General features: G+C 63.6%; 17 protein-coding genes. 12 read left to right on the top strand and 5 right to left on the bottom strand.

Features of this window, described 5'->3' with window-relative positions:
• Positions 1–8 precede the first annotated feature (8 nt).
• From ctaD to HCU76_RS34200, 7 genes are all read left to right on the top strand, one after another.
• The gene (ctaD, locus tag HCU76_RS34170; RefSeq protein ID WP_218511755.1) at positions 9–1,613 is read left to right on the top strand and encodes a cytochrome c oxidase subunit I; all 1,605 of its coding nucleotides are present in this window, start codon (positions 9–11) and stop codon (positions 1,611–1,613) included.
• Positions 1,610–2,236, top strand: a complete 627-nt coding sequence (locus HCU76_RS34175; RefSeq protein WP_218511756.1) for a cytochrome c oxidase subunit 3 — start codon at positions 1,610–1,612, stop codon at positions 2,234–2,236. Before ctaD ends, HCU76_RS34175 begins: the two co-directional genes overlap by 4 nt.
• Positions 2,233–2,649 carry a hypothetical protein gene (locus HCU76_RS34180; protein WP_218511757.1) on the top strand — a complete coding sequence of 139 codons (417 nt, stop codon included), beginning with the start codon at positions 2,233–2,235 and terminating at the stop codon, positions 2,647–2,649. Before HCU76_RS34175 ends, HCU76_RS34180 begins: the two co-directional genes overlap by 4 nt.
• A 33-nt stretch (positions 2,650–2,682) precedes the next feature.
• Positions 2,683–3,462: a gluconate 2-dehydrogenase subunit 3 family protein gene (locus tag HCU76_RS34185; protein ID WP_218511758.1), complete on the top strand. Its 780-nt coding sequence runs from the start codon at positions 2,683–2,685 to the stop codon at positions 3,460–3,462.
• A 2-nt stretch (positions 3,463–3,464) separates the two neighbouring features.
• Positions 3,465–5,234, top strand: a complete 1,770-nt coding sequence (locus HCU76_RS34190; protein ID WP_218511759.1) for a GMC family oxidoreductase — start codon at positions 3,465–3,467, stop codon at positions 5,232–5,234.
• 4 nt (positions 5,235–5,238) lie between these two features.
• A complete protein-coding gene (locus HCU76_RS34195) occupies positions 5,239–6,594 on the top strand; it encodes a cytochrome c (protein WP_218511760.1) in 1,356 nt (451 codons plus the stop codon).
• A 160-nt stretch (positions 6,595–6,754) separates the two neighbouring features.
• Positions 6,755–7,405: a hypothetical protein gene (locus HCU76_RS34200; protein ID WP_218511761.1), complete on the top strand. Its 651-nt coding sequence runs from the start codon at positions 6,755–6,757 to the stop codon at positions 7,403–7,405.
• Positions 7,406–7,456: 51 nt separating this feature from the next.
• On the opposite strand, the gene HCU76_RS34205 is transcribed toward HCU76_RS34200, so the two are convergent.
• From HCU76_RS34205 to HCU76_RS34215, 3 genes are all read right to left on the bottom strand, one after another.
• Entirely contained in the window at positions 7,457–8,971 is a 1,515-nt protein-coding gene (locus HCU76_RS34205) for a patatin-like phospholipase family protein (RefSeq protein WP_218511762.1), read from the bottom strand.
• Positions 8,972–9,198: 227 nt separating this feature from the next.
• Complete coding sequence (locus tag HCU76_RS34210; RefSeq protein ID WP_218511763.1) at positions 9,199–9,534, bottom strand: FHA domain-containing protein; 336 nt, start codon at positions 9,532–9,534, stop codon at positions 9,199–9,201.
• Positions 9,535–9,604: 70 nt separating this feature from the next.
• The gene (locus HCU76_RS34215) at positions 9,605–10,327 is read right to left on the bottom strand and encodes a TetR/AcrR family transcriptional regulator (protein WP_218511764.1); all 723 of its coding nucleotides are present in this window, start codon (positions 10,325–10,327) and stop codon (positions 9,605–9,607) included.
• 133 nt (positions 10,328–10,460) lie between these two features.
• Here HCU76_RS34215 and HCU76_RS34220 point away from each other — a divergent pair, with 133 nt between their 5' ends.
• The 5 genes from HCU76_RS34220 to HCU76_RS34240 all read left to right on the top strand — a co-directional run bounded on the left by HCU76_RS34220 (position 10,461) and on the right by HCU76_RS34240 (position 17,180).
• Positions 10,461–11,501, top strand: a complete 1,041-nt coding sequence (locus HCU76_RS34220) for an HlyD family efflux transporter periplasmic adaptor subunit (protein WP_218511765.1) — start codon at positions 10,461–10,463, stop codon at positions 11,499–11,501.
• The gene (locus HCU76_RS34225) at positions 11,498–13,297 is read left to right on the top strand and encodes an ATP-binding cassette domain-containing protein (RefSeq protein ID WP_218511766.1); all 1,800 of its coding nucleotides are present in this window, start codon (positions 11,498–11,500) and stop codon (positions 13,295–13,297) included. Before HCU76_RS34220 ends, HCU76_RS34225 begins: the two co-directional genes overlap by 4 nt.
• Positions 13,294–14,436 (top strand): ABC transporter permease, encoded by a 1,143-nt coding sequence (locus HCU76_RS34230; protein ID WP_218511767.1) that lies wholly within the window; start codon positions 13,294–13,296, stop codon positions 14,434–14,436. Before HCU76_RS34225 ends, HCU76_RS34230 begins: the two co-directional genes overlap by 4 nt.
• Before the next feature lie 9 nt (positions 14,437–14,445).
• Positions 14,446–15,576, top strand: coding sequence for an ABC transporter permease (locus tag HCU76_RS34235; protein ID WP_218511768.1), 1,131 nt, complete (start codon positions 14,446–14,448; stop codon positions 15,574–15,576).
• A gap of 71 nt (positions 15,577–15,647) precedes the next feature.
• On the top strand, positions 15,648–17,180 hold the full coding sequence (locus tag HCU76_RS34240; protein ID WP_218511769.1) for an efflux transporter outer membrane subunit: 1,533 nt from the start codon (positions 15,648–15,650) through the stop codon (positions 17,178–17,180).
• Positions 17,181–17,572: 392 nt separating this feature from the next.
• Here HCU76_RS34240 and HCU76_RS34245 read toward each other — a convergent pair whose 3' ends face one another.
• Positions 17,573–20,566: a KAP family NTPase gene (locus tag HCU76_RS34245; protein WP_256354693.1), complete on the bottom strand. Its 2,994-nt coding sequence runs from the start codon at positions 20,564–20,566 to the stop codon at positions 17,573–17,575.
• A 243-nt stretch (positions 20,567–20,809) separates the two neighbouring features.
• Positions 20,810–21,433 carry a tyrosine-type recombinase/integrase gene (locus tag HCU76_RS34250; RefSeq protein ID WP_218511770.1) on the bottom strand — a complete coding sequence of 208 codons (624 nt, stop codon included), beginning with the start codon at positions 21,431–21,433 and terminating at the stop codon, positions 20,810–20,812.
• Positions 21,434–23,147 lie beyond the last annotated feature (1,714 nt).

Genomic DNA, 23,147 nt, shown 5'->3' on the forward strand with positions numbered 1-23,147 from the left:
GGAGCGCCATGACGATGAACAGCTACCTCACCGACGGCCTCACGCTGCGCTCGTGGCTCACCACCCACGACCACAAGCGCATCGCCATCCTCTACGCGGTGGCGATCACCTTCTTCTTTTTCATCGGTGGCGCCGCCGCCACGCTGATCCGCCTGCAACTGGCCACGCCCACCGGCACCCTCATGGGCGCCGACAGCTACAACAAGGTCTTCACGGCCCACGGGGTCGTGATGGTCTGGTTGTTCCTGATCCCGTCGATCCCGTCGGTGATGGGCAACTTCCTGCTGCCGCTGATGATCGGCGCGCGCGACCTCGCGTTGCCGCGCATCAACCTGCTGAGCTGGTACCTCTACATCATCGGTGGCGTCATCACGCTGCTGGCCCTCTTCTTCGGTGGCGTCGACACGGGCTGGACCTTCTACACACCCTACGCCACGATGTTCTCCAACGGCTACGTCGTGCTCACGCTGGTCGGCATCTTCATCACCGGCTTCTCGTCGATCGCCACCGGGCTCAACTTCATCGTCACGGTGCACACCATGCGCGTCGCCGGCATGGGCTGGTTCAAGCTGCCGCTCTTCGTCTGGGCCATGTATGCGACCAGCGTCATCCTTGTGCTGGCCACGCCGGTGCTGGCGATCACGACCGTGCTGGTGGTGGCCGAGCGGCTGTTCCAGGTGGGCGTGTTCGACCCGGCCCATGGCGGCGACCCGCTGCTGTTCCAGCACCTGTTCTGGTTCTACTCGCACCCGGCCGTCTACATCATGGTGCTGCCTGCCATGGGCGTGGTCAGCGAGATCATTCCGTGCTTCGCCCGTCGGCGCATCTTCGGCTACCGGCTGATGGCGTATGCGATGCTGGCCATCGCGGGCTTCGGCTTCCTCGTGTGGGGGCACCACATGTTCGTGAGCGGACAGTCGGTGGCGGCCAGCCTGGTGTTCTCGCTGCTGAGCTTCATGGTGGCCGTGCCCTCGGCCATCAAGGTCTTCAACTGGACCGCGACGCTCTACAAGGGCTCGATCCGCTTCGACGCGCCGATGCTCTACGCCCTGGGCTTCGTCGGGCTGTTCACCATCGGCGGGCTCACGGGGCTATTTCTCGCCTCGCTGCCCCTGGACGTGCACCTGACCGACACCTACTTCGTGGTCGCGCACTTCCACTACATCATGGTGGGCGGGGCGGTGATGGCGTACTTCGGTGCGCTGCACTTCTGGTGGCCCAAGGTCACCGGGCGCACTTACCACGAGCTGTGGGCGCGCATCGCGGCGGTGCTGGTTTTCGTCGGGTTCAACCTCACCTTCTTCCCGCAGTATCTGCTCGGCGTGATGGGCATGCCGCGGCGCTACCATGCCTATCCGCCCGAGTTCCAGGTGCTCAACGTGATGTCCTCGGCCGGCGCGGGCGTGCTCGCTATCGGCTACCTGCTGCCCATCTTCTATCTCGCGTGGTCGCTGCGGCGTGGCGAGCGGGCCGGCGGCAATCCGTGGGACGCGCGCGGGCTCGAATGGCAGACCCCATCGCCGCCGCCCACCGACAACTTCGAGATGCCACCGCATCCGCCGGGCGAAGCCTACGACTACACGCCGCCATCGAGCGCGGAGGTGGCGCGGTGAACACCCTGGCCCGTGAAGCGCCGATCTCTCCAGAAGCGCCGCAGCGTGAGGCGATGGGCATGTGGGTCTTCATCGCGAGCGAGATGCTGTTCTTCGGCGCGCTGGGCGTGACCTACGCCTACGGCCGCGTGCTGTGGCCCGAGGGCTTCGCCGCCGCGAGCCGCCACACCGACGTGGTGCTGGGCACGCTCAACACCGCGCTTTTACTCACCAGCAGCCTGTGCGTTGCGCTGGCGGCCGAGGCGCCACGGCGCATCGCGGCACGCCTGCTGGCCGCCACCGCGTTGCTGGGCGTGGTGTTCCTCGCCATCAAGGGCATCGAGTACCGCCATGAATGGCAGGAGGGCCTGTTCCCCGGGCCGGCATTTCAGCTCGGCGAGGGCGAAGCCGTCCCGCAAGGTGCGCAGCTCTTCTTCGCCTTCTACTTTGTCGCCACCGGCCTGCATGCCTTGCACGTCAGCGGTGGCATCGGATGGATGGGCGTGCTCGCATGGGGGCGCTCGAAAGGACGCGCATGGGCCAACGACGACGTGGTGCACGTGGCCGGGCTGTACTGGCACTTCGTCGACGTGGTGTGGATCCTGTTGTACCCGGCGCTCTACCTTGTGAGCCGGCATTCATGAACGCCAATGGAACATCGAGCGACTTCAGGCGTGCCGCGCGGCGTCTGTTGGGGGTGTGGCTCGCCCTGTTGCTGCTGCTTGCGGCGAGCCTGGGCAGCGCCTACCTGCGCCTGGGCGTGTTCAACACGGTCGCCAGCTATGGCATCGCCTTGATCAAGATCGCCCTGGTCGTGGCCATCTTCATGCGCTGGCGGCGCGCCGATGGCTGGAGCCGCGCGGCGGGCTTCGCGGCCGCCTGCGCGCTCATGCTCCTCGCTGGCCTGACATGGTTCGAAAGCCGCACGCGCGAGCCTGCATCCGTGCCATGGCAAGCACCCGAACAACTGCCCCCGCTGCGCGCAGGCTCCGCCGCGTTGCACGACGGAAACATGACGCGGCAGCTTCCTACGCCGCCTGCAAAGGCTGGTCCCTAAAGTTCACGATGAAACAGCCCGAAGGGCACGACCATGACGAAGATGACGATCGATCGCCGCCGCTTTCTCATCGGCGGCGCGGTGGCGGGAGTGATCGGTGCCAAGGCATCGGCGGACATCCATGACGGCGAGCTCGGCGCGCCGCCAGCCACCTACCGCGGCGAAGTCCCCTGGCAGGAAGGCGCTGCCGACAGTCCCCCGGCCGTGACCGATGCTGAAAGGGGATGGGTCTTCTTCACCCCCGCCGAGCAAGCCTTCGTCAACGCCGCGCTGGCCCGGCTCATTCCGAACGACGAGGTCGGCCCGGGCGCGGTCGAGGCCAACGTGCCCTTCTTCCTCGACCGGCAACTGGCCGGCCCGTATGGCCGCGGCGACCACTACTTCCTCGGCGGCCCCTGGCCCAAGGGCACGCCGCAGCAGGGCTACCAGAGCCGCTTCAGCCCCGCGCAGTTGTACCGCGCGGCCATTGCCGCGATCGAGCGCCATGTCGGCGCGAACTTCAACGGCGCAACATTTGCCAGGCTCGGCGCTGATGAGCAGGACAAGCTCCTCAAGGGCCTGGAAAGCGGCGACGTGCTGCTTGGCGATGGCGTCGACAGCAAGGGCTTCTTCACGATGCTGCTGCAGAACACCAAGGAGGGCTACTTCGCGGACCCGATCTACGGCGGCAACAAGGACATGGGCGCGTGGAAGATGATCGGCTTTCCCGGCGCGCGCTACGACTACAAGGAATGGGTCACGCGCCACGGCGAGGTCTTTCCCAATCCACCCGTCGGCCTCATGGGCCGGCCTGGCTGGCGCGAGAAGGTTTGAGCATGGCCACGCCACTGCCCCCTGTGGACGCGGTGCTCGTCGGCTTCGGCTGGACCGGTGCCATCATGGCCCAGCAACTGTGCGACGCGGGCCTCAACGTCATGGCGCTGGAGCGCGGCCCGTGGCGCGACACCGCGACCGACTTCGCCACCGGCTTCGCGCAGGACGAACTGCGCTACATGTGGCGCCACCACCTGTTCCAGAACGTCAGCTACGACACCCTCACGGTGCGCAACAACACGCGCCAGGACGCCTTGCCGATGCGACATCTCGGCTCCTTCCTGCTGGGCACCGGCGTCGGCAGCGGGGGCGTGCACTGGAACGGCCAGATCTGGCGCTTCCTGCCCTCGGACTTCCAGACGAAAAGCCAAAACGAGCAACGCTACGGCAAGGATGCCGTGTCGAAGGACGAACTCACGGTGCAGGACTGGGGCGTGACCTACGAGGAACTGGAACCGTGCTATGACCAGTTCGACAAGCTCTGCGGCACGAGCGGCAAGGCGGGCAACCTGAACGGCAAGATCCAGTCCGGCGGCAACCCCTTCGAAGGCGCGCGCTCGGCCGAATACCCGAACCCTCCCATGGCGCAGACCTATGCGCCGACGCTCTTCGGCCAGGCCGCGGCGGGACTGGGGCACCACCCCTTTCCGCATCCCACCGGCAACCTCTCGCAGCCCTACACCAACCCGCTCGGCGCACAGCTGGGCGCCTGCACCTACTGCGGCTTCTGCGAGAAGTTCGGCTGCGGCAACTACTCCAAGGCCAGCCCGCAGACGACCGTACTGCCTTACCTCCTGCGCAAGCCCAATTTCACGCTCAAGACCGAGTGCGAGGTGCTGCGTGTGGAACTCTCCGCGGACAAGAAGCGCGCCACCGGCGTCACCTGCGTCAACAGTGCCGGCGAGGAATTCTTCCAGCCGGCCGAGATGGTGGTGCTCTCCGCCTACGTGCTCCAGAACGTGCGCCTGTTGCTGCTGTCGGGCATCGGCAAGCCCTACGACCCCACGACTGGCGAGGGCGTGGTCGGCAGGAACTACGCGTACCAGACCATGTCCTCGGTCAATGTGTTCTTCGACGACAAGATTCTCAACCCCTTCATCGGCGCCGGCGCGCTGGCCACGGTGATCGACGACTTCAACGGGGACAACTTCGACCACGGGGGCCTCGGCTTCATCGGTGGCGCCTACATTGCCGGCATGGTGACGGGCGGGCGGCCCATCGAGATGATCTACACGCCACAGGGCACCCCCGACTGGGGCCTGCAATGGAAGCACGCCGCCGCGAAGAACTACCTGCGCTCCTTCTCGATCAGCGTGCATGGCTCGTGCATGAGCCACCGCGGCAACTACCTCGACCTGGACCCGACATATCGCGACATTCACGGCCGACCGATGCTGCGCATGACCTTCGACTTCGGCGAGAACGAGCACAAGATGTCCGACTACCTCACCGACCGCGCAGCCGAGGTCGCCAAGGCCATGAATCCGCGCGAGATCAAGCTCAACCGCCGAACGGGCTCGTGGAGCGTGACGCCCTACCAGACCACGCACAACACCGGCGGCGCAATCATGGGCGACAACCCGTCGACGAGCGTCGTCAACAAGTACCTGCAATGCTGGGACGTGCCGAACGTGTTCTCGCTCGGCGCGGGTGCCTTTCCGCAGAACGCGGGCTACAACCCGACCGGCACGGTGGCGGCGTTGACCTACTTCTCGGCGCGCGAGATCGTGGGGCGCTACATCAAGAGTCCCGGTCCCCTCGTGCAGGCCTGACGCGATGCGACGTCCACGATCACGCTTTGCACTCGCAGGCCTCGCGGCGGCGCTGGGAGTGCTCGGCTTGACCGCGCTGGCTGCAAGCGCCATCGGGCCGGCTTTGCCTGCGCATCCGTCGACTGCCATCACGCCAACAAGTCTGTTGACGCAAAGGATCGCCGACAGCACGCCCAACGCCGCGCAACTGCGCCGTGGCCAGTACCTCACGGCCGTGGGCGACTGCATGTCCTGCCACGTGCGCGCGGGCGGCGAACCGCTGGCCGGCGGGCTCGGGTTGAACACGCCCTTCGGCACCATCTACTCGTCCAACATCACGTCGGACAAGGACACCGGCATCGGCGCCTGGAATCCCGATCAGTTCCACCGCGCGATGCACGATGGCATCGGCGCGCATGGCGAGAACCTGTATCCGGCCTTCCCGTATCCGTGGTTCCGCCGCGTGAGCCGCGAGGACACGGATGCGCTGTTTGCCTTCCTGCAGTCGACACCGGCCGTGCACTACACACCACCGCCCAACGACCTGCCCTTCCCTCTCAAGTTCCGTTGGATGGTCAAGGCCTGGAACCTGCTGTTCCTCAAGTCGGACACGTACCAGCCCGTGGCCGCGCAGTCGGCCGAATGGAACCGCGGCGCCTACATCGTCGAAGGCCTCGGCCATTGCGGCGCCTGCCACACGCCCAAGAACATGCTCGGCGCCGACAAGTCCGGGCAGGACTTCCACGGCGGCACGCTCGACAACTGGGTCGCGCCGGACCTCACCGGCAACACGCGCACGGGCCTCGGCCAATGGAGCGCCGAGGACATCGCGGCTTACCTGCACGCCGGCCGCAACGCGCGTGCCGGCGCCGGCGGGTCGATGGCGGACGTGGTGAACTACTCGGGTTCGCTCATGAACGATGCCGATGTGCATGCCGTGGCGGTGTACCTCAAGGGTCGGCCGGCCCGGCCCGACGAAGCGCAACGCACGCCACCCGACGCCGGCGCGATGCGGCGCGGGGCTGCCATCTACTCGGACGTGTGCGCCTCCTGCCACCTGGAGAACGGCGTCGGGCAGCCGAGGTACTTTCCCCCGCTGGGCCACGACGCCATGCTCCAGCAGACCGACCCGACCGGCCTGCTGCACGTGTTGCTGGCCGGCTCGCGCATCGGCACCAGCAACGCCTTGCCTTCGCCCATGACCATGCCCGCCTTCGCATGGAAGCTCAGCGACGCCGAAGTCGCCGACGTATCGACCTACATCCGTAACAGCTGGGGCAACCAGGCCGCCGCCGTCGAGGCGACTTCGGTGGCCGACATGCGCAAGAAGCTGGACCTGACGCAACCGCGGCTCACCGTGAATTCGGGCGACCACAGGTAGAAGCGGTGCGGTGGTTCCAACCATCTTGATCTGCCATCGGAAAGTCGGAATCAAGCGCCACAAAATTGCACCGAAACCGAGCTCGCCCCTCTTGGTGGGCGAGCAGGCAGCGCGCGGCGGCAACCCATAATGCGGTGCCCATGTCACAAGCTACGCAAGAATGAGTGCCGCAGATTTTCTCCTTGCGCCTGAGGTGCAAAAGCTCTTGAGGATCGCGTACGCGGCACCCGGACAGCGATTCTCGACAAGTGAACTTGCCCAGCGTGCGAAGCTCGACGCGGACGACGTATCACGCACCCTGGAGCACCTCGTCAAGAGCGGCATCCTGAAGTGGAACAAGCCGAAGTCGGACTTGCCCGCAACCGTCGAGGTCGATCGTTCGTTTGTGTTCCACGACGAGCTGCGCAGCATCGCGCTGAAGTCGTTCGCCGCTGCAGAACCGATCCGGGCCATGCTGCGTTCCAGATTCAAGGAGTCGGTCTTGCGCGCTTTCGTGCTGGGAGAGGACGAGGATGCGCGCGTCGAGGTGTTGATAGTGCATGGCCAGTCGATGCCAGATGAAGCAGAAATGACGATCGCTTGTGAGAAGCTCTCGAAGACCCTTGGCCGGCATCTGGAGGTGCATGTCATGTCGAACGCCAAGTTCAGCAGACTCACGTCGCGCGATGCGCTCACGGCAAAGCTGGCGGCAGATTCGGCGCATGAGATCGTCGCGCTCGGAGATACCAAAGCAAAGTTGCCCGTTGAGCGGGCCGGCCTGATACAAAGCGCGGCGAGGAAATTGGCGACGCTCTACGGTCCGACCGCGTGAACGCGCGCATCCACCGCACGGAAGACATCAAGATCGCATTGGTCACGGCTCTCAACTGTCGGAACCATTGCCGCCCGGTTTCCTCCCGTTGGGTGGAAGGCTCCCGCTGCTGCCGTTCGTGGCAGGCGTGTCGGTCAGGTGCAGTTGCTGGCGCAACGAGATATACCCAGGCGATTCGCGCAGCAGGCGACCGCCGAGTGCACGCAGGCGGTCGATGGCTTCGTTGTCCAGGAAGAACGTGGTGGGAAGGTTCATGAAATACGCGCGCTCGGTCGGATCCTCGATGGCGTCGAAGCTCACGTCGATGGCGTCGACGACGAGGTTCGGCGCCGCCGCCTGCGCTTCGCTGACCGACATGCCGCTGAGCCTGTTCTCCGCGATCTCTAGGCGCCGGCGGTCGGCCCAGCGCTGCGCGATGTCCTTGAGCAGTTCGACGGACTCGTAAGAAAAATGATCGATAGGCACGCTGGAGGACTGCAGGATCTGGGCGATCGGGCCGGGCGGCGTCGCGCTCTTGTCCCAGTCGGTCACCGGCGCCGAGCGGGAGTTGACGACGACCACCACGATCCTGCGCAGCGACCGGAAGTCGATCTCGCGCTCGAATGCCGGGCTGGCTTCCACTTCTTCCAGCGCTTCCACCACGCCCCGCAGCCCGAGGTTGTCCGACACGCCGCCGTCGACCACGTGGATGTAGGGACGATTGGCGCTGTCCTGGTAGTTGCGGATGTCGCGCAGCCGCAAGAGAGCGCGGCCGGCGGGCCGGGCACCGGCGCTCACGTCCTGCGTCCAGACCGGTGCGCGCGCCCCGCAGGTGCCGCCGTAGTTGGCATAGGTGACGGGCGACAGCACCGCCGGCACGGCCGACGAAGTCGCTGCGGCACGCGACAGGCGAACCTTGCCCAGGTCCGAGCACAGCAGGTCGAATTGATCCTGCGAGAAAGCGAAGCGCGCGCCGGTGGAGATATCGGTGCCGGTGATCGCGGTGGCCGGCGTGGGCTTGGTCATCAGGTCCGAAAAGGTCGCGCCTTCGAAGAGGATCTCGTCGTAGTAGTCGGCCGCCAGCTCGGACCGGCCCCAGCCGCCGCTCGCGAGCTTGAGCCAGTTCAGCGGATTGAGCGCACGCTGGATCAGGTCGGCCTGTACATTGCGCTTGAGGAAGCGGCGCTCGTATTCGCTGAAAAGCCGGTCGCCGTAGAGCGCATAGGCCAATGCGGTGAAGCTGCCGCCTGAGACGCCCGCGACGATGTCGACCTCGTCCAGCACATTGCGCGTCTTCCCGCCCATCACAAACGTCTGCCGGCGCAGTTCCTCGAGCACGCCGTACGAGAACGCCGCAGCGCGCGTACCGCCGCCCGAGAAGGTCAGGATCGCCAGTGTCTCGGGGTTGTTCTTCGCCGGGCGAGTGCGCTTGAGCAGATTGACCGCGCGGTAGCCGCCATCCGGGTCGACTTGAGTGATCCGGGGATTGACGGGCGCCATCGACTGGCATCCGGCCAGGAGCCACGCCGAAGCACACGCAGTGGCCCATTGCACGATCCGGATCCGTCCACAGTCCATACGTCTCATCGAATGTCCTTCTGCGGCCCTCGCCGGGCCGTTACCTTGAGCGTTCAGTGCACCCTGCGCCGGACATGCCGGCTATCGGCCACGGCGCAATATCCATGCCGCGCAGCGTTCCTCTTCGACGCCCTGCGCTGATGCGCTCAGGAGATCCGGAGAACTTCTTCTGCGTCAACTGCCCTGCCAGGCAGGCAGTACCACGACCTCGACGCCGCGGAGGCGGCGGAGTCCGATCACAGCTTCCCGCGCCCCGACGCTTGCGGGTCGCGCACAGTTTGCGTGCCGCGATCGAGATCCACCAGCATGCCCGGCACTGTGGGCAGACGCTCGGCGTTGATCAATGTGTACTGTTGGTCGCCTGTCTCGAAGCGGATTTCGCAAGTGCCGATCCGGACCGCGTCGCCATGCGCCAGGACCTGCCGGTCGATGCGCACGCCGTTCACGAAGGTGCCGTTGCTGCTTCCAAGATCCTCGATCGTGACAAAGGTCGGTTCTACCGTGATGCGCGCATGCTTGCGGCTCGCACTCGACGAGTTGATGACGACGTCGCTCGTCGGCAGCGTCGCCACCGGATTCTGCGGCATGCTCCGCGGGCTTTCAAGCGCTCGAGAAGCTGGAAGACGGGATGCAATGGAGGATTCAACCACCCTTCATTCGTGTCCTGGGCTTCTTCGTCGATGCATGCGCAAGCGCGATGGCATCCAGGCCCGCGAGCACATAGCGACACAGGTCATCGACAAGCGCCTGCGGATCGCTGGTCACGGCGGGCAGGACTTTCCCGATGATCTGCCGTGGCGCGATCAGCATCACCAGGCTGGGAAGGATGCACATGACTGCGGCCCGCTGCACCACGGGATCCTCGGGCGGCAGTTGCAGGATGCGGCCCAGCAACCCCAGCACGAGCTGCGCCTTCGGCAGCACGGCCCTTTGCACCAGTGCCGGCACCAGCGTCGACGGCGACATGATTTCCCTCAGCATGACCCGAACGCCCCAGGGCGGCGCGGTTGACGTCGCCAAGCCGACGACATGGGTCAGCAGCGCCCGCAGGCTGTCGCGCGGGTCGTCGAACTGCTGGATCAGCGCCTGCAGTTGCTCGATGCCGACAAGTTGACCATGGGCCTCCACCAGCACGGCCTCGTACAGCGCGTCGCGGCTGCCGAAGTGGTAGTTGATCGACGCCATCGGCGTACCCGCTCGCTCGGCGATGGCCTTGGTGGTGCCGTCCGCGAAACCGCGCTCGGCAAACACCTGGCCCGCGATGTCGAGCAGGTGCTGGCGCGTGGCCTGCCCATGGGCGCGGGTGGCCCTGGCGGTGGAAGATGGTGCGGCGGGCGTGGCGGATCTGCGTGAGGTGGGCTGCATGGGACTGTCCCTGTCGGTGTCCGGGAAACGCGGTTGGGGAAACAAATTTTGACTTGAATTTGAATTCACATTCAATCAAAATTCAGTCTACTTCAACGCCTGGATGCTTTCAAGTCCATCCCTCGGGTCCACCATGAACAAGAAACCCCTCATCGCCGGCGCCGTCCTGCTCCTCGCGGTGGCCGCTGGCGCCTGGTGGTACACCGGCCGCAAGCCCGCCGACACCAGCACGCTGCTGCTCTACGGCAACGTCGACTTGCGCCAGGTGTCGCTCGCCTTCGACCAGGCCGAGCGCATCGACAAGGTCAACGTGCAGGAGGGAGACCACGTCAAGGCCGGCCAGGTGCTGGCCACGCTGGACACGCGCAGCCTGCAACTGCGCGTCGCGCAGGCACAGGCGCAGATCCGCGTGCAGCAGCAGGCGCTCGGACGGCTCCAGTCCGGCAGCCGCCCCGAGGAGATCGCGCAGTCCCGAGCGCAGGCTGACGCGGCAACGGCCGATGCGGCGCTGGCGCGCCAGCAACTGGAGCGCCTTCAATCGATCCGCCAGACCACGGCCGGGCGCGCGGTGAGCCAGCAGGACCTCGACAGCGCGCAGGCCCGGGTGAAGGTCGCCCAAGCCCAGCTCGACAGCGCACGCAAGGGGCAGCAGCTGGTCGTCTCCGGTCCGCGCAAGGAAGACATTGCGCAGGCACAGGCGCAGCTGGACGTGTCGAACGCCGCGCTGGCATTGCTCAACCACCAGCTCTCGCAAGCCGAACTCAAGGCGCCGATCGACGCGGTGGTGCGTGCGCGCCTGATGGAACCGGGCGACATGGCCTCGCCGCAGCGGCCGGTCTTCACGCTGGCCATCACCGATCCGAAATGGGTGCGCGCCTATGTGACGGAAACCGACCTGGGCCGCATCAAGCCGGGCATGGCGGCCACGATCGCCACGGACAGCCACCCGGACGAGACGCTCAACGGCAAGGTCGGCTACATCTCCTCGGTCGCCGAGTTCACGCCCAAGACCGTGCAGACCGAGGAGCTGCGCACCAGCCTGGTCTACGAGGTGCGCGTGCTGGCCGACGATGCGGCGGACAGGCTGCGGCTCGGCATGCCGGCGACGGTTCGCATCGCACTGGCGCAACGTGGCGACACGGCCTCGGCCGCCAATGGCGGAGCCAGGCCGTGAGCCCGGACGGCGCCGCGGCGCTCATTGCGACGAATCTGCGCAGGCAGTTCGCCGTGAAGGGTCGCGCACCCGTCGTCGCACTCGAAGACCTGTCGATCACCGTGCCATCCGGATCGCTCACCGCCCTGGTCGGCCCGGACGGTTCGGGCAAGACGACATTGCTTCGACTGGCCGCCGGCCTGCTGCTGCCCGACAGCGGCGCGTTGCAGGTGCTGGGCGTCGATGTCGCGAAAGACCCGCAGGCCGTGCAGGACCGCATCAGCTACATGCCGCAACGCTTTGGCCTGTACGAGGACCTCAGCGTGCAGGAGAACCTCGACCTGTATTCAGACCTGCACGGCGTGCCGCAAGACGTGCGGCGCGAGCGCTACGCGCGCCTGCTCGAAATGACCGACCTCGGGCGTTTCACATCTCGTCTGGCCGGCAAGCTCTCGGGCGGCATGAAGCAGAAGCTCGGCCTCGCCTGCACGCTGGTGCGGTCGCCCGAATTGCTGCTGCTCGACGAACCGACCGTCGGCGTCGATCCGCTGTCGCGCCGCGAGCTGTGGGAGATCGTGCAGCAGTTGGTCGATGCGGAGCGCCTGAGCGTGATCGTGAGCACCGCCTACCTCGACGAAGCCGAGCGTTGCGCGCAGGTCTTCGTGATGCGCGAATCCAGGCTGGTGGCCGAGGGAACGCCCGGCCAGATCCGCGACAACGCGAAAGGCCTGTGCTTCGTCGCGAGGCCGAAGGAAGGAATCCACGCGCGCACGTTGCAGGCGCGGCTGCTCGATGCACCTGAGGCAGTGATCGACGCGGTGCCCGAAGGCGGCGAGGTGCGCTTCATCCGCCGGCCGGACATCGAGATGGGCGCGATCGAATCGTTGCTCGACGGCGCGCAAATCAAGCCGGCGCCTGCGCGGCTGGAGGACGGCTTCATGGTGTTGCTGCGCACGCAGCAAGCCAACGAGCAGAGGAATGCCACGCCGTCGAACACCGTCGCAACGGCGCCCGCAGCCGACAAGCAAGAGGTCGTCATCGAGGTGAAAGACCTGGTGCGCACGTTCGGCGATTTCACCGCCGTCGCCAGCACCAGCTTTGATGTGCGCCGCGGCGAAATCTTCGGCCTGCTCGGCCCCAACGGCGCAGGCAAGACGACTACCTTCCGCATGCTCTGCGGCCTGCTGCCCGCAAGCAGCGGCTTCCTGCAGGTAGCGGGCGTCAACCTGCGCCACGCCAGGGCGCAGGCGCGCGCAAAGATCGGCTACGTCTCGCAGAAGTTCGCGCTCTACGGCAACCTTACGGTGGCTGAGAACCTGAGCTTCTTCGGCGGCGCCTACGGCCTGCGCGGCAAGCGCCTGGCCGAGCGCATGCGCGCCGTCGTGCATGAGTTCGACCTGGCGGGGCAGGAAGACGCCGCCAGCGGCCAGTTGCCCGGCGGCTTCAAGCAACGCCTGGCGATGGCAACCAGCCTGCTGCACGAACCGGAAATCCTTTTCCTCGACGAGCCCACCAGCGGTACCGATCCGCTCGCGCGGCGCGAATTCTGGCGGCGCATCACCGCGCTCGCGGCGGCCGGCGTCACCATCATCATCACCACGCACTTCATGGAAGAAGCGGAATACTGCGACCGCATCGTGATCCAGGACGCCGGCAAGCTGCTGGCCATCGGCACGCCGCAGCAAGTGCGGTCGCGTGCCGGGACCCAGGCCGGCAACATGGAGGACGCCTTCATCGGCATCGTCGAGCAGGCGCGCGAGAAGACCCGAGAGACGGCGCGCGAGAAGGCCCGCGCGCCGCAGGAGGCCGTTGCATGAGCCGCGGGGCGGGCGCGCGCCTCGTCGCGCTCACGCGCAAGGAAACGCGGCAACTGCTGCGCGACCCGAGCAGCCTGGCCATCGGCATCCTGCTGCCCATCCTGCTGATCCTGATCTTCGGCTTCGGCCTGTCGCTCGATGTCAAGAACGCGCCGCTGGCGGTGGTGATGGAAGACAGCTCGCCCACTGCCATGCAGGCCGTGTCGGGCCTGCAGCTCACGCCGTACCTTTCGCCGGTGTTGCTCGGCTCGATGAAGGAGGCCGAGGTATTGCTGGACGCCCACAAGGTGGACGGCATCGTGCGCGTGCCCTCCGATTTCGCGAGCAGGTTGGGCGAAGGCCGTGCGCGCATTCAGGTGCTGGTCAACGGCGCGGACGCGGCCAAGGCCTCGATCATCCTGCGCTACGCCACCGCCGCGCTGGCACAGAACGCGGTGCGCCAGGGCGATTTGGACGGTGTGGCCGCGGGCGCGCCCAACGCGTCGGGCATCGGCGCGGTCACCATCGACGAGCGGCTGTGGTTCAACAGCGCCAACACCAGCACCTGGTATCTGGTGCCGGGGCTCATCGTGCTCATCATGACGCTGGTCGGCGCCTTTCTCACGGCGCTGGTGATGGCGCGCGAATGGGAGCGCGGCACCCTGGAGGCCTTGTTCGTCACACCGGTGCGGCCGGTGGAGATATTGCTGGCCAAGATCATTCCGTACTTCGGCATCGGCATGCTGGGGCTCGCGCTGTGCCTGCTGGCGTCGAAGTTTCTCTTCCACGTACCGATGGTGGGCTCGCTCGTCGTCCTCGTGTTCAGCTCGATGCTGTACCTGATCGTCGCGGTGGCGGTGGGCCTGGTCATCTCGTCGGTGACGCGCAACCAGTTCCTCGCGAGCCAGGTGGCGCTGATCTCCAGCTTCCTGCCTTCGCTGATGCTGTCAGGCTTCCTGTTCGACCTGCGCAACGTGCCCACCGTCGTGCGCATCGTGGGGCAGGCGCTGCCTGCGACCTACTACATGGAGTTGATCCGCTCGCTCTTCCTCGCCGGCAACATCTGGCCGATGGTGGCGCGCAACTGCGCCATCCTGCTCGTCTATGCGGTGGGCCTCCTGTCCGTCGCGCGCTTCGTCACGCGCAAGCGCCTCGACTGAAAGACCTCCATGCCCGCCTCGTTCATCGACTTCATCCTGCGTGTGGCCAACCTGTGCCGCAAGGAGCTGCTGGCCATCCTGAAGGACCCCGCCACGCGCGTGATCCTCATCGTGCCCTCGATCATGCAGAGCCTGCTGTTCGGCTATGCGGCCACCTACGACCTGAGCCGCATCGACTACGCGCTGCTCGACCAGAACCACAGCGGCGCGTCCACCGCGCTCATCGCCAAGCTCGACGGAACGGGCGTGTTCCATCGCACCATGACGCTGCGCACGCAGGCAGAGATCGCCGAGCCGGTCAACGCCGGCAAGGTGCTGCTGGTGGTCGGCATCGGCCCGCGCTTCGAGCAACAGTTGCAAGCCGGCGAGAACGTGTCGATCCAGCTCATCGTCGACGCGCGCAACTCCAACACCGCCGGTTCCGCCGTGGGCTATGTGTCGCAGGTCGTCAATTCCTTCAACGCCGAATGGCGCGAGCGGCACGGCGCCGGCCCGCCGCCGGTCAGCATCGAGACGCGCGCCTGGTACAACCCCAACCTCACGACGCGCTGGAACTTCATGCCCGGCATGATCGCCGCGCTCAGCATGATCCAGACGCTGCTGCTCACTGCACTTTCGGTGGCGCGCGAGCGCGAGCAAGGCACCTTCGACCAGTTGCTGGTGACGCCGCTATCGCCCACCGAGATCATGATCGGCAAGGCCATTCCGCCCGTGCTGATCGGGCTGCTGCAATCGACGCTGGTGCTGCTGGTGACGGCGCTGTGGTTTCGCATACCGATGGCCGGCTCGCTCTTCACGCTGTACGCGGGCCTGGCCTTCTTCACGGTGGCCAGCGTGGGCATCGGCCTGTCGATCTCCGCCGTGTCGGCCAACATGCAGCAGGCCATGCTCTACACCTTCGTGCTGATCATGCCGATGATGCTGCTGTCGGGCCTCACCACGCCGGTGAGCAACATGCCCGCTGCACTGCAGATCGCCACCATGGCCAACCCGCTGCGCTTTGCCATCGACCTGGTGCAGCGCGTGTACCTCGAAGGCGTCGGCATGGCCACGGTGTGGACCAACCTGATTCCGCTTTTCATCATTGCAGTCATCACGCTGCCTTTGGCGGCGTGGCTCTTTCGCAATCGTCTCGTCTGACGAAGGTATGAATATTTCTACTGCGGCCTCGCTACGAAATCTTCACACCTTCTCGCGCCAGGAGAACCATCATGAATCCTTACATTCCTCTCTTGCGCGCCGTGAGCCTGGCGGCGCTCGTGCTGGCCGCCGGCTGCGCCGTGGGACCCGACTACAAGGCAGCGGCCGCCGACGCGCCTGCTGATTTTTCGGTGTGGCACGGCGGCAGCGCCGAGCTTGCCGCCGCGCCGCAACAGACGTCTGCCGCTCCATTCAGCTGGAACAGCTTTGCCGACCCAACGCTCGATGCCCTGCAAGCCAGGGCCATGGCCGCCAACAACGACCTCAAGACTGCTGCGCTGCACTTCGCCCAGAGCCGCGTGCAGGGCGATGTGGCGCGGTCACAGCAATGGCCGCAGGTGAATGGAAGCGGCAGCGTGCAGCGTGTTCGCGAGAGCGAGAACGGCGACTTCCGCCGCATCATCGGTACGATCAATCCGGGCTCCGTCGATGAATTGGTCAAGGTGCTGAGCGACCCGCACGACATGTTCCAGGCCGGCTTCGATGCGTCGTGGGAGCTGGACCTCTGGGGCAGGGTGCGACGCTCGATCGAGGCCGCCACGGCCGACGAGGCGGCGTCGAAGGCGATGCTGGCGCAGGCACAGCTCAGCGTGCAGGCCGAACTGGCGCGCCACTACTTCCAGCTGCGCTCGGTGCAGAGCCAACTGCGCATTGCGCGCTCCGATGTCGCCGCGGGCGAGGAGACGCGCAGGCTGGTCTCGGCGCGGGCGGACGGCGGCCTCACGACCGACCTCGACGTGACGCGCCAGGACGCGCAACTCGCCGACATTCGCGCCCGCTTGCCGCAACTGCTGTCGCAGGAAGCGCTGGAGATCAACCAGATCACGCTGCTGGTCGGCGAGCGCCCCGGCGCCTTGCAGGCAGAACTGGCAGCGCGGCCCGACACGGTCGGTGCTGCTGCTGCGGCGCTGCCTGACCTGTCCCTGGGCCTGCCATCGGACGTGGCGCTTCGCCGTCCCGACATACAACGTGCGGAAGCACAGTTGCATGCAGCCACCGCCAGCATCGGCGTCGCCGTGGCGGACCTGTATCCGCGCATCACCATCGGCGCCAGCGCCGGACTCAGTTCGGTGGACGCGAGCACCTTCACCGACTGGGGCAGCCGGCAATGGTCGATCGGACCGAGCCTGCAACTGCCCGTCTTCGACGGCGGCCGCCGACGCGCCACGGTGACGCTGCGCAAGCTCCAGGAGCAGGAGGCGGCCGTTGCCTGGCAGCAGACGGTGCTGAAGGCGTGGCACGAGATCGACGATGCGCTGAGCGCCTACACCGCCGAGCGTCAACGCAACGCCCAGCTCGCACTGAAGGAGCGCAGCAGCCGCGATTCGTACCAGCTCGCCAGCGTGCGCTACGAACACGGGCTCACTGACTTCCTGGTTCAGTTGGATGCACAGCGCACCCTGCTGCAGGCGCAGCGCGAATACGCGGAAAGCTCGGGAAGACTGGCTGTGTCGCTGGTTTCGATCGCCAAGGCGCTGGCCTTGCCTGCGGCTTCGTCCGAGCCGGCGGTGGCGGTCAGTGCGTTGGAGGCGCAGCGCAGGTAGCGCCGGCCCGAGGCCTGCCCTTGCCACTTGTTGGGAAGCTGAAGGTCATAACAGGAACGAACTTCCGGCGCGGCGGACAGGACGGCTGCTACCAGCTTCCTTCGACGGAGCATCACCTACCGATACAGAGCTTGGCCAGATCAGGCTCTGCTGGACGGCCTCACGCTGCAGGCATCATGTGCTTCCTGTCCAAACGTCCGCTTCGCAGAAATTCGTACAGCCGGTTTGGGCCCGAAGCGGAAGTCGGTCGGGCCTGTCCATCGCTTGATAGCAGACGTTCAATAGCAAGGCAACCGCGCACGTCGCGGCACAGTAGTCGCGCGTTGATCCTGCACGTGACCGCCGCGGTCGCAATACTGAAAGATGCAGGGCGCCGCCACCGCCTCGGAGAACTAGCTCGGTTGACCTGACTTTGTGAGTTCTGCTTCAGGAGTAGAGAGTTCTTCGGTCAGTTCATTCAGCGCGGCGAGCACGCTACCAAGATCGTCTCGATAGGTGGCTGTGTAGCTTGATGTGAAGACGCATCGGCCGCTGGCGGTCAACTCACGGCCACGAATATGTTCGCCATATTTTTCCCAGTAGCGCGCCATCTCTTTCGGGTCTAGGCCTCCAAGAAGCCCCGTCTTCGTCGCAACGTACCCTTCCTCATCATCTCTCCCAGAGAAGAAGGTACTGCTCAAATGCGACAAACAGTGGTCGAGGAACAGAAGTACATTGTTCTGATCGATCTCTGGGTTAAAGCAGAAGTCGAAAACGTATTCGTTCATCAGCTTCGCAATGCCACTGCGGTCTTCAACCCCATCCTCGTCATAGTACCCGCACCCGACACCTGAACCATTCGGGTAAAGCGAATTGCCAAGTTGGTAAATTACAAACGACTTGACAGCAGAGCGCGCTGAAGCGATGCGGCGTGAACTCGTATTGTCACCTTGCTCGAAGCAAGGGTCTCGTGATGCCTCGTCAATTAGCTTTGCAAAAGATGCGCCAAGGAACTCTTCTACCGGCGTGTCATCCGTTTCCGCAAAAAAATTCCTCTGCGAGTCAATGTAAGTCTGCTTAAACATCCTAAAAACCTGTTGCGACAGGTTCCTCATGCCCAATAAGGCAAGCTTGCTGACCAGCCCGGTCGTTACAGCGGTCATATCCTGATGGACTATGAGCGCGGTATGCAGGTTGTACAACTGCCCTTGGCGATCCGCAGAGCACTGTAATCTGAACAGCATCAGGTCATTCCAGCCCAGGACTCCACGATCTGGGCTGGCGAGGCGTTCTAAAAGGCCTCTACCGATATAGGGGTGCTCGCCGAATATGCACCAAGCGATTTCTAGAACGTTCTCTGCGCTGTTCGTAAGTCGCCGGGCGGATGTCCGTCCCCATCCGGCTCGATCCAGCAATCGCAACAGCGAGTAGATTGACCGCAGTCGCAATCCACGTCCATCGTTGTCGAACGCAGAGTAGCGCGGCAGATACTCAACGAGTGTATCTATGGCGTCTTGGGCGAGCGTGCCAGTAAACTCATGAGACTGATTGACCAGCACTCTCCAGAATTGATCATGCGCTGTCTCGCCCCGCTCCAACGCGAAGTCCGGCGACGTCAGGACTGACGCAATTGAGGCCCCGTTTCGAACCCGCTCCACTGCGTCTTGATACAGAACAAAAGTCTCATGCGGTTCTGGCGTTGCAAAACGCACGATCAGCTTAAGGTACGCCTCCAAATTTCTGGCACTGTGCCCGTTGAAGCACGCACGGGATCGAAGCACCGATTCCTCAACGCTGCTTCCATCGCCGACATTCAAAGTTTCTGCGTCGAATAGCTGTTCCAACAAAAACCAAGCGGAGGTTGGTAGTTTGTCCTTCAACAAAGCGAACGCGTTGGCATTCGTGAACTCTGGCTCTCCGTTTTCGCGCCGCAGCGAGAATATACCGGTACGACCTTCAGTCTCTTCGGCGTAAATGCGCCTGAACACACCCGGATAGTTCAGATGCAGCAGCATAAGATTGATGAGGTCTCTCTTATTGAAGTCGGTTCTTCCTAGGTTGGTTTTCTCAATTTGCATGAGCAGGATCGCGTTGATGAATCGCTTTAATTTGCGCAGATCGCCAACAAATGGCAGGTAGCTCGCGGCAAGATCGCTGCCTAGAATTTCCGCCAATTCGTTGAGTATGGAGCCAAGCTTGACCATCGTGTCAGCTGGCACTGACCCAAGCTGCTGCTCGGCCCGTTCCCAATCGCGCTGCAAGAAGCCGCAGAGGCTACTACTGTCGACGAACAGGCTCAGCTTTACCGTTACAAATTTCTCTAAAAACTCACGTGCTCTGGACCCTTCTTCATTGCTGCCCGCGAGCACTTCGGTGTCGTAGCAGAGGACGTAAGTCGCTTGAGACAAGTTGAACGTGCGTCTCGTTGCAAACAGGACATTATTCGTGGTCTTCGCATCCAATCGGTCCAAATCGTCGACGACGATGATTACGCGGCGGCCGATGCGACGGAGAACCTCGTCAATGTCATCGAGAAGTTCATCCACCGTTTCCTGCGAAGGTTCTAGTGAAATCTTGAATCCTAGAAATGAAACGTCAGCCTTACCCTTTATCAGTCGTGAGTATCGAGATGCTGCCGGTCTGAACTCTGGGGCAAACACCTTACTTTGAATTGCGGCTGACAGGTCGCGAATTAAGCGATCCGCTAGGTCAGGTTCCGAGGCATATCGGAGCGGCTCGAACCTGCAAACAATGACCTTGTCGGAGGAAGTTTTCCAATAGCGCTCGGCGAGATTGATGAAACTGGTCTTGCCGACACCCCATGGGCCGTCCACGCCAAAGACCAGTCCTGGATGCGCGCCGCTCGCGAGTACTGTCTCTGCGAACGACTTCGCTTGCGTGCCGCTCGCAAGAAGATCGTCATTTTCATCGCCGAGCTCTTCGTCGGCGATAAAATACAGCTGAGAGGTTTGCTTCTTCGGCCTAGGCCAATGCTGCCGAAAAAGCGGTGATAGAAGCACAAAACATAGTAGGACCAATATGGCCGGCGCCCAATGTGGGTCCGAAGATTTGAACGCCGCATGCATCTTTTCTAGCCAAGGCGAAGCCAGTTCGTTTGACCAAATTCCGGTCGCTGACGCCACCAATAGATCAATTCGATAGCTCCGACCGATACGAGCGGCAGCCACGTGCGCATTTCGTTTAACTGCATAGGTAAGGCAGATCGCGAGAACAGCCAAGGCCCCAACGACTTTTAGCCAGAGTGCGACTTCGCTTAATTCCTCTGCGAAGTTGGCACCGAGGTAGAAACTCACTCGCAAGATCTCCGCGCCGACAAATCCCAGAATGAATGTTCTGGCGAAGATCATCAGTTCGGGCATCTTCATGGTTGGCATCTTGGCTACCATGAAACACTTCTTCCCATGGGTTTTCTCCAAACTGTCGAGAAGGACTGCGAATTTGTGGAAGTCATAGGCAACGAGTTTGTATCAAGATGCGGAAGCATAGCGGCCGGCCACGACGGAAGGCTCGGGTTGACTGGCCGATTGCGAATCACTGCTTACGCCCGGATTGGGCGGCGACAGCGACCGCCCGCTTCTGGCCGGGACTGTGCCTCCGGAACTGTGCTCGGAAGCATTCTCCCGGCTTGTTCAGATCTCGGTTTGCTCGGAAATTTCTAATGCGTCGTCGACCTCGATGCCGAGGTAGCGCACCGTAGATTCGAGCTTGACGTGCCCAAGCAGCAACTGAACCGCTCGCAGGTTTTTGGTACGCCGATAGATCAAGGTGGCCTTCGTTCGCCTCATCGAGTGAGTGCCGTAGTCCGAGCGATCAAGGCCGAGTTCCTCGACCCATCTCTCCAGGATTCGAGCGTACTGCCGAGTCCCCAGGTGCGGCGAGTCGTGGACACGGCTCGGGAACAGAAAACTATCTGACTTCAATCGTGCTTGCTTGATCGAGTTTTGCAAGGCGTCGCGAGTTACTTGCGTCAGCTCGAACTGCACTGGACGCTGGGTCTTGCGTTGCATCACGACGGCGCGAGCGGCAACTTGGTCGCCATGGCAAATGTCCCGGACTTTGAGGCTGACGAGGTCGCAGCCGCGGAGCTTGCTGTCAATCCCCAGGTTGAAGAGCGCAAGCTCGCGCACCCGGTTTTCCATTTGGAGGCGGACTCGAAGTGCCCAGATGTCCTTGACCTTGAACGGTGCTTTTTGCCCGACGATCTTGCCCTTGTTCCATGGCTCGCGGTGAACAGCGTTGGAGACGGTTTCCATGATGGACTCCCATCAAGTTGAGGGAGTTCGACGATGCGTCACGCGCCATCCAATTGTTTGATGCTGGTCAGATGAAAGACCCTGCCAACGGGTTGCATGCTCGTGCCGGGGGCAGCTTTCTGGAGTTGAGGCCTAGCCCCGGTCTCGGCCATCAACGGTCGGTCAATGCTTGTGCCAGACAGCGGCCGCTCGGCGCCGCTCCCGACCCAATGCAGACGTCGCGGGGCTCCTTCGGCCAAACCCTAAGCCGTCGTAGCCGACGTACGAAGCCAGGGCAACTCGGTGGCCCTGCTCTCAAGGTCGACTTCGTCCTTCACACCTGACTGCCCGAGAACTCGACAGCGATCGGGTGAACACCCTCTACCGACTCGCCAGCGGCGTTCAACCCGCCGAGTGAGGGAGGACATACGACCCGGGACCTCCCCTCGTCTCGGCGACCACCATTAAGTTGACACTAGCTTTTCCCGGGCGTCCAATTGCTGTGCGGGCCGTCTGACGCGACATTCTGGCGGGCCCGACTGATGCCCCGCCAGGAGATTCGACAGCGGGTAGTTGTTTCTTAGGGCCGGTCATGGTCGCACTTCGATAGGCTCCTGCTACATTCCACGAGCGCGTAGCGCGACTGGCGCTTCGAATCAGAGCCCACACGCTTCAACTTCGATCGACCAAGCAGCATGCGATTCGTTGGACGCTTTCTCGGCTTGTTGCTTTTGCAGGCGTGCATACAAGCCTCAAACTCGCAACCCGGTCCTCCTTCTCCCGGGTTGAAGTGGTGTCCTGGTGGCCCTGGTCGATGGCAGTCCTGCTCCATTTCGGATCAATGTTCGGTCACCCCTCAAGGCGTCCCGTTCTGCGGGCGGCTTGGTGCGTCATGCGTTGGTACCGGAGGCAATACCAATCGATCTATCGTATGTAAGGTGGGCGATGTTTGTCGCCACGACCCAGTTGGAGTTCCATTTTGCGCAGGACCACTAGCACGAATTGAATGCCGCGGCAACAACTCAGCGTCTAATGTGACGGTCACATGCGAGAGTTACCAGAGTTGCTACCACACGCAGGTCGGCGTCCCTTATTGCGCTGGTGGCACGGTAACCGGCTCCCCAAATCAAGGCGCCGTCGGCAATTCCGGCGCTTCACATGGCAGGCCGGCAGGTGAGCCCGTGCCCAATCCCGACTGGGTTGAAATAGTGCATGCTCCCGCGGGGTCGATGAACGAGCCCACAGGGGACATAGATGTTGGAACGGCTTGGAATTCGATGGGTTTCGGCCATTTCGTCGAAATGGAGAGTCGCTCCGTATATAAGCAACCTCAAACCCTTGGGGCAACGTCGTACGACGAAATGCATATTTTGCACTTTTACAACTGCACAGGTCAGACCGCAGAAACAACGGCGATATGGCTCACTTTGCATGGAGTTGAAGTTAGTCGCGAGATACCACCCAGCAGGATTGTGAGCCCGAAACCGAGTTCGAATCTAGGGCTCTCGATGAAATACATTTGCCATAAGCTATATCCGGCGCAGTTCTGAATCTGCGATTTCGCACTTCGACCCCCTTACGCGCAGTCGCTCAAGTTGGCGGGAGCGGAATTCCCGAGCGCAGTGCCGCTGGGGGTCACGGTTTGCTGAAGGCTTCCGACCGGGGGTTGTCAACTAGCCAAAGTCCACTTTTGATCACCGCAAAGCTGCCGCTGGCGACCGTCCGCAACTGGCCG

Origin of the sequence: Variovorax sp. dw_308 (genome assembly GCF_019207085.1) — a bacterium.
Taxonomy (GTDB): domain Bacteria; phylum Pseudomonadota; class Gammaproteobacteria; order Burkholderiales; family Burkholderiaceae_C; genus Variovorax.

Bases quoted from the DNA above. Each gene is read 5' to 3' on its own strand.
- ctaD (WP_218511755.1), top strand. From the start codon at position 9: ATGACGATGAACAGCTACCTCACCGACGGCCTCACGCTGCGCTCGTGG.
- HCU76_RS34180 (WP_218511757.1), top strand. From the start codon at position 2,233: ATGAACGCCAATGGAACATCGAGCGACTTCAGGCGTGCCGCGCGGCGT.
- HCU76_RS34185 (WP_218511758.1), top strand. From the start codon at position 2,683: ATGACGAAGATGACGATCGATCGCCGCCGCTTTCTCATCGGCGGCGCG.
- HCU76_RS34190 (WP_218511759.1), top strand. From the start codon at position 3,465: ATGGCCACGCCACTGCCCCCTGTGGACGCGGTGCTCGTCGGCTTCGGC.
- HCU76_RS34195 (WP_218511760.1), top strand. From the start codon at position 5,239: ATGCGACGTCCACGATCACGCTTTGCACTCGCAGGCCTCGCGGCGGCG.
- HCU76_RS34200 (WP_218511761.1), top strand. From the start codon at position 6,755: ATGAGTGCCGCAGATTTTCTCCTTGCGCCTGAGGTGCAAAAGCTCTTG.
- HCU76_RS34205 (WP_218511762.1), bottom strand. From the start codon at position 8,971: ATGAGACGTATGGACTGTGGACGGATCCGGATCGTGCAATGGGCCACT.
- HCU76_RS34215 (WP_218511764.1), bottom strand. From the start codon at position 10,327: ATGCAGCCCACCTCACGCAGATCCGCCACGCCCGCCGCACCATCTTCC.
- HCU76_RS34220 (WP_218511765.1), top strand. From the start codon at position 10,461: ATGAACAAGAAACCCCTCATCGCCGGCGCCGTCCTGCTCCTCGCGGTG.
- HCU76_RS34230 (WP_218511767.1), top strand. From the start codon at position 13,294: ATGAGCCGCGGGGCGGGCGCGCGCCTCGTCGCGCTCACGCGCAAGGAA.
- HCU76_RS34235 (WP_218511768.1), top strand. From the start codon at position 14,446: ATGCCCGCCTCGTTCATCGACTTCATCCTGCGTGTGGCCAACCTGTGC.
- HCU76_RS34240 (WP_218511769.1), top strand. From the start codon at position 15,648: ATGAATCCTTACATTCCTCTCTTGCGCGCCGTGAGCCTGGCGGCGCTC.
- HCU76_RS34245 (WP_256354693.1), bottom strand. From the start codon at position 20,566: ATGGTAGCCAAGATGCCAACCATGAAGATGCCCGAACTGATGATCTTC.
- HCU76_RS34250 (WP_218511770.1), bottom strand. From the start codon at position 21,433: ATGGAAACCGTCTCCAACGCTGTTCACCGCGAGCCATGGAACAAGGGC.